The sequence below is a fragment of the Pseudomonas sp. 51_B genome, assembly GCF_017491595.1.
GTDB lineage: Bacteria > Pseudomonadota > Gammaproteobacteria > Pseudomonadales > Pseudomonadaceae > Aquipseudomonas > Aquipseudomonas promysalinigenes.
This window is the reverse complement of the sequence record NZ_JAFGYW010000046.1, coordinates 1-11,019: the sequence shown is the minus strand read 5'-3', so window position 1 is coordinate 11,019 and position 11,019 is coordinate 1. Positions and strand designations below refer to the sequence as shown.

Genomic DNA, 11,019 nt, shown 5'->3' with positions numbered 1-11,019 from the left:
AGCTCGCGATGCGCCGCGCGGGCGGCGCTCGATCCCGCAGGCGCCAAAGATGTTGCGGCAAGCCCTCGGAGCCCTTCATTCACCCTGCCACCTGTTTAGTCATTATTGCCACTTTGACTGCCCCTCAGGGAGTGCTTCACTGGGCCTTTCAGGCATGCCCGGATCCAGGAGCTCCCGATGAACCTGCACCAGTACGCTGAAACCCACGAAGTCACCAATCAACCGCCGTCACTCGACGGTGCCAACCTGTACCGCCTCGACCTGCCGCTGCAAGAGTGGTCGCGGCGCTTTGGGGCCGGGTGGGCCGAATCGCGGATCGATGCCTATGGTGCCTTGGCGGGCGGGCCGCTGATGGCTGCGGGGTTCCTGGCCAATGCGCACAAACCGCAATTTCAAAGCCACGACCGCTATGGCCACCGCATCGATCTTGTGGAGTTCCACCCTGCCTATCACGAACTGATGCGCACTGCCGTCGAGCATGGCCTGCCTTCCTTGCCTTGGGCTGAACCCCGGCCAGGCGCCCATGTAGCGCGTGCGTCGATGACTTACCTGCACAGCCAGGCCGAGGCCGGCACCGGTTGCCCGCTGACCATGACCTTCGCTGCCGTGCCCGCCCTCAGGCTGCAGCCGGAATTGGCCGAATACTGGCTGCCAAAGATCCTCGCCTGCGAGTACGACCCACGCAATGTCGGTGACCGGCACAAGGCCGGGGTCACCCTCGGCATGGCCATGACCGAGAAGCAGGGCGGCACCGACGTGCGCGCCAATACCACCCGCGCATACCCGGTGGGCAGCCCTGGCCCCGGCCAGCCTTACGAACTGGTGGGGCACAAGTGGTTCTGTTCGGCGCCGATGTGCGATGCCTTTCTCACCTTGGCGCAAACCGACAAGGGCCTGAGCTGCTTCCTGTTGCCACGCCATCGCCCTGACGACAGCCGCAACCAGTTCTATATCCAGCGCCTTAAAAACAAGCTGGGCAACAGCTCGAATGCTTCCAGCGAAGTCGAGTTTCGCGGCGCCCTGGCGTGGATGGTGGGCGAGGAGGGGCGCGGGGTGCCGACCATCATCGAAATGGTCGCGATGACCCGCTTCGATTGCATGGTCGGCTCCAGCGCCCTGATGCGTCAGGCCCTGACCCAGGCCGCACATCATTGCGCCCATCGCAAGGTCGGTGGCCGAGCGCTCAGCGAGCAGCCCCTGATGCAGAACGTGCTGGCTGACCTGGCGCTGGAAAGCGAGGCGGCATTGGCGCTGAGCTTGCGCATGGGGCAGGCCTTGGAGCAGCTCGATGACCCCCAGCAGGCGCACTTCGCCCGGCTGGTCACGGCAGTTGGCAAATACTGGATCTGCAAGCGGGCGCCGGCGATGATCAACGAGGCCGCTGAGTGCCTGGGCGGTGCCGGTTATGTCGAGGACAGCATTCTGCCACGGCTGTACCGCGAAGCGCCGGTCAACTCGACCTGGGAAGGTTCTGGCAATGTGCAATGCTTGGATGTGCTGCGCGCGTTGTCCAAAGAAGGCGGTGTGCTCGATGCGTTGTTCGCCGAACTTGGGGACGGGCATGGTGACCCCCGCCTGGCCGCGCATATTGGCAACCTCAAGGGAGCGTTCGCCGATACCGGCGATATCCAGTACAGGGCGCGGCAGCTTACCGAGGATATTGCCTTGGCAGTGCAGGCCAAGTTGCTTCTGGAAGCCGGCAACGCCGCCGTCAGCGATGCCTTCATCGCCAGCCGTCTGAACGGGGGCGGGCGGGTGTACGGCGCACTGCCCCGTGGCATCGATGTGCAGGCCCTGTTGGCACGGTCGACGCCCGCCTGGCCGAGTTGATTAGCGCGCTTGAGCATCGGGGGTGTATTTAGACACAAAGGCAGGCAAGATGGCTGACATGCATGTCCAGACAGGAAGCCCAGTGTGAGCCAAGCTTTTGTAGTCGTAGATACCCCCGAACAGGCCGTCGATCGTCTGGCGGCCTTGCATGAACAGGCCACCGGGGCCCTGAGCCAGGCCCTCAAGCGTTACCTGAAGGACCGTACCGAGCCCGATGCCGATGAGCGCGCCCTCTATCGTTACCCGGCACTGCGCCTGACCTATTACAGCCACGGCGAGGTAGCCGCCACCACCCGCGCCTATGCCAAGGTACAGGTCGCTGGTACTTACAGTGTCACCGTCACCCAGCCAGCAGCGTTCCGTGGTTACCTGCTGGAGCAACTACGCCCGCTGATGCATGACTACACGGTGACCGTGGAAGTCGGCGTCAGCGAGCAGAACATTCCTTACCCCTACGTGGTGGACCAGGGCGATGAGCTGGCCGGCAGTGGCATCACCGCCGCCGAACTTGCGCGGGTATTCCCCAGCACCGACCTGTCGGCAGCCACCGACAATATTGCCGATGGCCTGCACGACTGGGACAGTGCCGAAACCCTGCCGCTGGCGTTGTTCGATGCCGCACGTGTGGACTTCTCGCTGCGGCGCCTGGTGCATTACACCGGCAGCGACTGGCGCCACGTGCAGCCATGGATTCTGCTGACCAACTACCACCGCTACGTTGACCAGTTCATCAGCCATGGGCTTGATCAACTGCGCGATGACCCGCGCTTCGTGCGCATGGTCTTGCCGGGCAACGTAGTGATCGAGAAGGGCATGGACCACGGTGAAGCGCAGGCCCTGGTGGCCAGCGTGGTCTGGCACCGCTACCAGATGCCGGCCTATCACCTGATCGCCGGTGACGGTGATGGCGTGACTCTGGTCAACATCGGCGTTGGCCCATCCAACGCCAAGAACATCACCGACCACCTGGCGGTGCTGCGCCCGCACTGCTGGCTGATGATCGGCCACTGCGGCGGCCTGCGCCAGTCGCAAACCATTGGCGACTACGTACTGGCCCACGCCTACATGCGCCGTGACGGTATCCTCGATCGCGTGGTGCCGCCCAATATCCCCATCCCGGCATTGGCAGAGGTGCAATTGGCCCTGCAGGAGGCTGCTGCACAGGTAACCGGCGAGCGTGGCGAAGAGCTCAAAAAGCGCCTGCGTACCGGCACCGTGCTCACCTACGACGACCGCAACTGGGAGCTGCGCTGGGCTCAGGAACGCCCGCTGATCAACCTCTCCCGCGCGGTGGCGGTGGATATGGAAAGTGGCACCATTGCGGCCCAGGGCTATCGGCTGCGCGTGCCGTACGGCACGTTGCTGTGCGTTTCCGACAAGCCCTTGCACAGCGAAATCAAGCTGCCAGGCTCGGCCAACGCCTTCTATAACCGTGCCGTCAGCCAGCATCTTAAGATCGGCATCGCCGCGCTGGACTTGCTGCGCACCGAGCTCAATTCGTTGCACTCGCGTAAACTGCGCAGCTTCGATGAGCCGCCGTTCCGCTGAGGATCCATGCCACTGCCACCCCGTTCCAAGCCGCGCCGCCCCCCGGCGCGGCCTGCTGGCCCCCGTCGCCAGGCCAAGGCGCCACCGGCCGAGCCACGCCTGATACTGTTCAACAAGCCCTTTGACGTACTGACCCAGTTCAGCGACGGTGAGGGGCGGGCGACGCTCAAGGATTTCATCGACATCCCTGGCGTCTACCCCGCCGGTCGCCTGGACCGCGACAGCGAAGGGTTGCTGCTGCTGACCAACGATGGCGGGCTGCAGGCGCGCATTGCCGACCCTAAGCACAAGCTGCCCAAGACATACTGGGTGCAGGTGGAAGGCGAGCCGAGCGAAGAGCAGATCCAGCGTCTACGTGATGGCGTACATCTCAATGACGGCCCGACGTTGCCCGCCCAAGCGCGCCGGCTGGCCGAGCCCGAGCTGTGGCCGCGCAATCCGCCGGTGCGTTTTCGGAAAAGCGTGCCGACCTGCTGGTTGGAGTTGGTGATCCGCGAAGGGCGTAACCGCCAGGTGCGACGCATGACGGCGGCGGTGGGGTTGCCTACCTTGCGCCTGGTGCGAGTGCGTATCGGTGACTGGGCATTGGATGGGCTCGAGCAGGGCTGCTGGCGAGAAGTGGCGCCTAAGCTTACGCGCTAGACCCCCTCGATAAACGCCACCACCACACTTTTGATAATGAACGCCAGCACCCCCAGCCCAAGCACGAAAAACAGGATGAGGGTGCCGAAGCGCCCTGCCTTGGACTTTTTTGCCAAGTCCCAGACGATGAAACCCATGAAACCGATCAGCACGGTGACCAGTACGATCATCATCCACTCTTCGAATACGGCGGGATCCATCGGTGTTCTCCAGGCAGGCGGGGCGTCGGTTGTAGGGGCGATCAGCGAAGGTGGGTCAACGGCATCTCGGTGCTGGCCAGTACCTGATTGAGTACGAAGCTCGAACGCACGCTGGTCACGCCTTCGATGCGGGTTAGGCTACCGAGCAGCAGTTTCTGGTAGTGGTCCATGTCGGGGACCACCACCTTGAGCTGATAATCCGCATCCATGCCAGTTACCAGGCTGCATTCGAGCACTTGGGGCAAGTTGCGGATGGCGGCTTCGAACGTCTCGAAGCGTTCTGGGGTGTGCCGGTCCATGCCGATCAACACATAGGCAGTGAGGCTCAGGCCGAGCTTCTTGCGGTCAAGCAGTGCGACCTGGCGTGAGATGTAGCCGTCGTCTTCCAGTTGCTTGACCCGACGCGAGCATGGCGATGGCGACAGGCCGATGCGCTCGGCCAGCTCCTGGTTGGAAATGCGCGCGTCGCGCTGCAGTTCAGCGAGAATGCTCAGGTCGTACCGGTCAAGTTTGCTCATGAAAAAGCCCTTTTCTGTTCGGATTGCGGTGAATTATCAATCCAGGGTTAAAAATTGCGCAAGTGCTATTTATCTGAGCAATCTTCGCAATCCTCTGCTTTGCCGGCTCCCCTATAGTTACCTACAGAATCACTGCCCGGACATCAGTCCACGGCGACGCGCCCTAGGCGGGCGGTCGCGGCCAGCCATCCAACAGGATCAGCAGGCCCCCGGGCTACGCAGCGTTCAGAAGACACTGTGAGGTGAGCCGGCACCACAAGTGCCGAGCACGGACGACAATTCCCAAAGGGAGGCCATCGGTCTCCCTTTTTTCATGGCCGCGATTTCATCTGCCTGTGGCACCAGCGCGGTAGACTGGCAGCATGGCGCTTTGGATACCGTGAGGAACTACATGAAGTCGCGCATCTGGCAGTTGGCAGGTGTTGGTTTGCTGGGGTTGAGCATCAGCTATGCGGCCTTGGCCGAAGGCCCTGGCCAGTGGCATGACGGCGAGGGCGGCGAGGGCGGCCCTGGCCGGCCGCTGAATTCGCGTGATGCTGCAGAGCAGACTCAGCCCCCGCGCCAGGGCTACTATCAGGACATCCCGCGGCGCAACGGTGACAATCGCCACTGGCAAGCCGGTGGCCCTGGCCAACGGCCGGGCGGTGACTGGCACGGGCGCCCGGATGGCCACGGCAATGGCTGGGGCCCCGGCCCGCAGTATCGTCCAGGGCACACTGTGGATCATTTTCCGGATCGCTACTGGAAGGTGCCGTACCGCGGCAACGACTACTTCTACTCCGGTGGCTACTGGTATCGCCCCCACGGCGGCAGTTATGTTGTGGTCAGGCCACCCTACGGCGTAAGGGTCAATTACCTGCCGGCCTATGCGCGGGAGGTGTGGCTGGGGGGCGCGCTGTTCTTCCTGGTCGCCGATACCTATTACCAGTACCTGGCCGATAGCCAAGAGTATGTGGTGGTCAACCCGCCCGCTGCCGCGCCCGCACCGCTGCCCGCAACGCCTGTGGCCGGCAACGGTTACGATGTAGTCGCTTATCCGATGTATGGGCAGGGGCAGGAACAACAAGACCAGGACCGCTATCAGTGCCACCGCTGGGCCGTAAGCCAGTCCGGGTTCGATCCAGCCACAGCACCCTATGCCCCGCCTGTGGAGGTGGCCAGCAACTACCGCCGGGCACTGAGCGCCTGCTTCAGCGGCCGCGGCTACAGCGTCAACTGACTCATACCGGGTCGGCGTGCACCATTACATCCGCCTTCGGATAACGCTGGCGGATTACCTCTGAAGCTTGCACGCACAGTTCATGGGCTTCATGCAGTGGCAGCTGCCCTGGCAGCTCCAGGTGCAGTTGCACGAACCACTGGTTGCCGGACATTCGTGTACGCAGGTCGTGCACACCTTTGACCCCAGCGATGCCCATTACCAGGTCGACCATCCCTTCGCCGATGTCGGTGGGCAATTCCTTGTCCATGAGAATCGCCGTACTTTCGCGGGCGATCTGCAGCGCACTCCAGAGGATGTAAAGCGCGATGCCCAGCCCGAACAGTGCGTCCAGTTGCGGCCAGCCGAAACGGGCCAGCAGCAGGGCAAGCAGAATGCTGCCATTGAGCAACAGGTCAGAGCGGTAATGCAGCGAGTCGGCGCGCACGGCGGTGGAACCGGTCAAGCGGATGACTTTGCGCTGCAGTGCCAGCAGGGCGACGGTGAGTACCAGCGACAGCAGCATCACGGCGATGCCGATGCTGGTATTGCCCAGCGGGGTAGGGTCTTGCAGGCGTTCGACCGCCTGCACCCCGATCAGCACCGCGCTGACCCCGATGAACAGCGCCTGGGCCATGCCGGCCAGGGCCTCGGCCTTGCCATGACCGAAGCGGTGATCGTCATCGGCTGGGCGCAGGGCGTAATGCACGGCAAGCAGGTTGAGGAACGAGGCGACGGCATCCAGTGCCGAGTCGGTCAGCCCCGCCAATAGGCTGACCGAGCCGCTTAGCCACCAGGCCACGGCCTTGCTGACCACCAAGATGCTGGCCACGGCCAGTGAGGCACGTGTTGCCAGGCGCAGCAGGCGCTGGTGTTCGGCGGCGGTAATCATGTTCAGGTGATGTCCTTGTGCGATTTAGGCCGCAGGAACCAGGCCCAAGGCCGCCAGCTGCTCTAAGCTGCCGCGGTGCTGGATCAGCCGTGGGTCATCCAGCGGCAGGCGCTGGCCCAGCTCGCTTTGCACGATGGACTGCAGCTTGAGGTTGTCGACCTTGCCATCAGGGCTTACGGCATCACGCAGTTTGACCGGGTCGATCTGGGCCGTCCGGCCGCCGGGGTAGTAGATGGCGCCCGTGGCGAAATCGATGCCGAAGGCAATCAGGCCGGGGATTACGTAGAACAGGATGCCGATAGCATCCATGGCGGCGACCACAGGGTCGATCTTGCCGCCGATCTGGCCACGGCGATCTGGATAGAAAATAGTGCCGCAGGCCGTCAGCTGGGTCAGCAGGGTGACGATCAGGGCGCCACCAATGACGCGGGATGGGATGCGCATGTAAATCTCCGAAAAGGTGTTCAGCAGGGCAAGCGATGCGCCAGCACCTGCTGCTAAGACCATGATAGAGCAGGCTGGGTTCGCCGTTATACTCGCCACACTGTTCGAGGACCACCATGATTTCATTACCGATCGATGCCGTGTTGCCCGCCCTGCGCGAAACCTTGGAAAACCGCGACGAAGCCGTGCTCGAAGCGCCTCCGGGGGCCGGCAAGACCACTCGGGTGCCACTGGCGCTGCTCGATGCGCCGTGGCTAGCGGGGCAGACCATCCTCATGCTCGAACCACGCCGATTGGCCGCGCGGGCTGCGGCCGAACGCCTGGCCAGCGAACTGGGGGAAAAGGTCGGCGAGACGGTGGGCTATCGCATTCGCCTGGACAGCAAGGTGGGGCCAAAGACGCGCATTGAGGTGGTCACCGAGGGCATCCTGACTCGGCGGTTGCAGGCTGACCCGGCACTCGAAGGGGTTGGTCTGCTGATATTCGACGAGTTTCACGTTTTGCCATTTTCACCGAAATACACTGGAGTCTTGTCAAAGTGCAGGACATTCTCCTGCCACAAATGACCGCCCTCCAGGCCATCTCCCCAGACTTCTTATCGCTTGTCCCTCCCTGACCAACCTGGCGAGAACCCCAATCCCACCTCCGGTAGGTGCCAAGGTCTCGAATCCGGATTGCTTCGTTACGTCTTCCACCAGCCCCGAGTTCAACGATGCCACCTCATACTGGCCTGTGTAGACACTCATCAGCAGACAGCACAGCTTCGGCCCCTAGCGCGTACCCAAACGGTGTCCTAGGTGATGGATCAATTTCGCAGTTGTTAGTCACAGAAATGACTTTGGGGTCACTATGATGGTGTTGTACCTTAGCCATCCCCCACGCATAAGGATCTGCACATGACGATGATCTCGGGCTACAAGTTGAAGGAGGGTGGTTTCCTTCAGGCTGACATTCTGCTTACCAGCTCTAATAAGAGAATTCGTCCATCGCAAATCCCATCGTTCAAGCCTGATGCCGGAAGTCCTGCATTACGTGCTCACGCCGTGGCTGGTTTGTGCCAAAAAATTCTCGTGGTGAACGATCACTTCGCTGTAGCTTTCGCCGGGGATGTACGATCGATTCAGGCGGTTGTACGGCTTATCGAGAGGCTAGCAGATGAGCACCCTGTATTGACGGGGAAGCGCTTTTCGGATGCAGTACTTGCCGACGATGCAATTGATAGTAAAAAGATCAGAATAATCGCTTTGAGTGTTGAGGACGATGAAATCCTCATATCTAACGTTTATGCGGAACGTGGGCCCCGCAATGAGAATTTTGAGCTGTGGGTTGGCGGGTCTGGTGCTGAGCACGTAAAAGCGCATTACCAAGATTACCCACCACATGCATTTGACGTTCTTGAAGAAAACATTGTGGTGCATGGCACCTGCATGGCTCTCGAACAGTTTGCAAGTCATTTAAAGAGTGAGTTTGAGAACAAGTTTAAGTCGGAGTCGATCGCGAGTCTGTTCGGAGGTGGCTACGAGGTAGTGGCATTTTATGATGGAAGATTTCAAAAGATATCTAACATCGTTTATGCCTTTGCGGATGCGGAACTTGACGCTGAGGGGATGTTGCAAGTCGATTTTCCAAAGTGCCTGATTAAGTCCGAATATAAAGGGGAGGACTTAAAGATCAGAAGTGTGGAGTTGCAGTTTGATGAGGATTTCGATGAGTATGTTCCTGTTAATGATCGAACATTCACGATCGCGCCTATATCACGCTTTGAAGAAACAACGGTTGAAGATGATGTCGATGAGTTGAGGTTTAGGGGGCAGTTCCTTTGCTTCCTGATAAACTACAAGACTGAGAAAGGCGCCATGACCATACCTTTTATCAAGAAATACGAAAATGATTTCTATTTTTTGTATAAGGCATTCACGGCTAGCGTCGAGCCTGGATTTGTTCAAATAAGCTACTCAGAGATATTCCGTGGTGAAATGACGGATCACGTGCTGGGGCTTATGGAACAACTAAAAGCTAGCTTCAACTCCAAGTAAGTCAGAGTTTGATTTGTCAGGCTTTGGCTTATGCCCCGAGGGCAAGCAGATACAAGAAAGCCACCTCGCGGTGGCTTTCAAGTGGTAGCGGGGAGCGGCTGAGCCCTTATCGGTGCTCGACTACGGTAACGATATCAAGGGTTCCGATACCCTTTTCTACTACATCTTTAGCCTTGGCCAGCATAGAAGCCCTGAGCTCATCGCGAGACATCCGGCCACTGTAAATCTTCGCGAATGCTCTGTGCTTCAAAGCAGCGGAGGCGCAGACTTTAGCTTCACCCGATTCTTCGGTGATTACTACAGCAGCGGCGAGTTCATTCATGTTCACTTGCCTCCATGTCAATAAATGCACGGTATAATAATATCATATCATGTAAATACGCGCAAATCGGTTGCAGTAGCTGGACGAACTGTGCATTGCGGCTATCACCCATTAGGATGTTTGCCTTATTGTTATAGATGTTAAGACATCCAATTGGGGTTTTGGTGTCGTCGCCTGGCGCCAATGGGATGGAGAGAATCGACGTCGCGTACCGGTGAGTGTTGTAGTACTTCCCAATGGTCGTCTTGTAGTGCTCGGTCACATGAGGGTTCTGACGGGCCTCGTCATCCAGCCACTCTTTAAAATGGGTGCGGGAATCTTGAATGTATTGTGACTCGTTGGTGGAGACGGCCACTGGCCCACCTGGCAGGTTAGGGTGGGACTTTGCATGGTCGGACGTGTCGATTTTGAAGGGGAAGCAGATCGGGCGGATCTCGTTATCCGGATCCGCAAGGTCTTGATTTCCAACAGAGGTAGACAGTTCGAGATCGGTGATATGCAGGATGCCGTCAGCATTGTCCAAGCGTGCATCGATGTTCGAGCTGAACAGGAAGAACGGACTCTCGTTCACCTGCTGCGAGAATTTGTTACGGATGACGTCCTTATCCAGTTCCACCATCATAATGTTGGCGCGGTACGTCTCGGTGGGTGCACTGTCCCAGTTTTGGGCGAGCACGAGGATCTTGGTCAGTACCACGCGGATGTCGCTTGCCAGGCTCTGCTTGCTCATTGGCTGGGAGTCATCCTGCGCTTGGCTTTCAAAAAGGAACCGGATGTCGATCACAGCATCGCTATAGGCCGCTAGAAACTGCTTGGGCGGCATGGTGGTCAGACGATCCTGCAGTTCCTTCTCTTTCTTTCGCGTGGAGGTTACCACCCCGACTTCACGCAAGAACACCGCGATCACGGCGGCGATCGACAAGATGATCGAAGGCCAGAGGTACTCGGTCTGGAAGAACTGAGCCCATGTGTGAGTGGCGGTGTACTCAGCCTTGATGTCACCACTCATCACGGAAATCATGGCCGCGCTCCCGATGCTGAGCAGCGCGATGATCATGGAACCGTAACTGGTGCCGACAAGCAGGCACAGGGCTAAGAAGGTTTTCTTAATCCAAAGACCGGTGGAGCGGGCGAGGGCAACTGCCCCCGTTTTGAAACTATCCCGACGTGTCGCGCTGTTGTTCAAGATTTGATTCCATTTTTGTTTGAGTAGCCGTCCGACTACCGCTCTCTTACACCCCCCAGGGGGCAGCTCCTCCACCCGCCAGAATCTTTCCAGTAGGTGTTGACTGATACCTGCTCAGCGAATCCCAATCCCGACCGACCGACCGACCGACCGACCGACCGACCGACTGACCGACCGACCGACCGACCGACCGACCGACCGAC

Annotated in this window: 11 protein-coding genes and 1 pseudogene; 6 read left to right on the top strand and 6 right to left on the bottom strand. The window is 59.7% G+C overall.

Annotated features, from left to right (window positions below):
• The first annotated feature begins 177 nt into the window (after nucleotides 1-177).
• From J5M56_RS23345 to J5M56_RS23335, 3 genes are all read left to right on the top strand, one after another.
• Complete coding sequence (locus J5M56_RS23345; protein ID WP_207937875.1) at nucleotides 178-1,830, top strand: acyl-CoA dehydrogenase family protein; 1,653 nt, start codon at nucleotides 178-180, stop codon at nucleotides 1,828-1,830.
• Between the two features lie 84 nt (nucleotides 1,831-1,914).
• A complete protein-coding gene (amn, locus tag J5M56_RS23340) occupies nucleotides 1,915-3,378 on the top strand; it encodes an AMP nucleosidase (RefSeq protein ID WP_207937874.1) in 1,464 nt (487 codons plus the stop codon).
• 6 nt (nucleotides 3,379-3,384) lie between these two features.
• On the top strand, nucleotides 3,385-4,020 hold the full coding sequence (locus J5M56_RS23335; RefSeq protein WP_243430872.1) for a pseudouridine synthase: 636 nt from the start codon (nucleotides 3,385-3,387) through the stop codon (nucleotides 4,018-4,020).
• Here J5M56_RS23335 and J5M56_RS23330 read toward each other — a convergent pair.
• Both J5M56_RS23330 and J5M56_RS23325 read right to left on the bottom strand, forming a co-directional pair.
• Complete coding sequence (locus tag J5M56_RS23330) at nucleotides 4,017-4,220, bottom strand: DUF2788 domain-containing protein (protein WP_060479464.1); 204 nt, start codon at nucleotides 4,218-4,220, stop codon at nucleotides 4,017-4,019. The two genes, J5M56_RS23335 and J5M56_RS23330, sit on opposite strands and share 4 nt — an antisense overlap.
• Before the next feature lie 41 nt (nucleotides 4,221-4,261).
• Nucleotides 4,262-4,738 (bottom strand): Lrp/AsnC family transcriptional regulator, encoded by a 477-nt coding sequence (locus tag J5M56_RS23325; protein WP_016712159.1) that lies wholly within the window; start codon nucleotides 4,736-4,738, stop codon nucleotides 4,262-4,264.
• A 391-nt stretch (nucleotides 4,739-5,129) separates the two neighbouring features.
• Between J5M56_RS23325 and J5M56_RS23320 the strand changes: the two genes are divergently transcribed.
• Complete coding sequence (locus J5M56_RS23320; protein ID WP_207937873.1) at nucleotides 5,130-5,957, top strand: DUF6515 family protein; 828 nt, start codon at nucleotides 5,130-5,132, stop codon at nucleotides 5,955-5,957.
• A gap of 1 nt (nucleotide 5,958) precedes the next feature.
• Here the strand turns inward: J5M56_RS23320 and J5M56_RS23315 are convergent, their stop codons facing one another.
• Nucleotides 5,959-6,828 carry a cation diffusion facilitator family transporter gene (locus tag J5M56_RS23315; protein ID WP_060479462.1) on the bottom strand — a complete coding sequence of 290 codons (870 nt, stop codon included), beginning with the start codon at nucleotides 6,826-6,828 and terminating at the stop codon, nucleotides 5,959-5,961.
• A gap of 24 nt (nucleotides 6,829-6,852) precedes the next feature.
• On the bottom strand, nucleotides 6,853-7,272 hold the full coding sequence (locus tag J5M56_RS23310) for a hypothetical protein (RefSeq protein ID WP_060479469.1): 420 nt from the start codon (nucleotides 7,270-7,272) through the stop codon (nucleotides 6,853-6,855).
• 116 nt (nucleotides 7,273-7,388) lie between these two features.
• On the opposite strand from J5M56_RS23310, the pseudogene J5M56_RS23305 reads away from it, so the two are divergent.
• Both J5M56_RS23305 and J5M56_RS23300 read left to right on the top strand, forming a co-directional pair.
• Nucleotides 7,389-7,769 (top strand): annotated as a pseudogene (locus tag J5M56_RS23305) (DEAD/DEAH box helicase); the annotation flags it as partial.
• Between the two features lie 399 nt (nucleotides 7,770-8,168).
• Entirely contained in the window at nucleotides 8,169-9,308 is a 1,140-nt protein-coding gene (locus tag J5M56_RS23300) for a hypothetical protein (RefSeq protein ID WP_207937871.1), read from the top strand.
• A gap of 106 nt (nucleotides 9,309-9,414) precedes the next feature.
• Here J5M56_RS23300 and J5M56_RS23295 read toward each other — a convergent pair whose 3' ends face one another.
• Complete coding sequence (locus J5M56_RS23295; protein ID WP_207937870.1) at nucleotides 9,415-9,630, bottom strand: hypothetical protein; 216 nt, start codon at nucleotides 9,628-9,630, stop codon at nucleotides 9,415-9,417.
• Complete coding sequence (locus tag J5M56_RS23290; protein ID WP_207937869.1) at nucleotides 9,623-10,816, bottom strand: hypothetical protein; 1,194 nt, start codon at nucleotides 10,814-10,816, stop codon at nucleotides 9,623-9,625. Before J5M56_RS23290 ends, J5M56_RS23295 begins: the two co-directional genes overlap by 8 nt.
• Nucleotides 10,817-11,019: the final 203 nt, after the last annotated feature.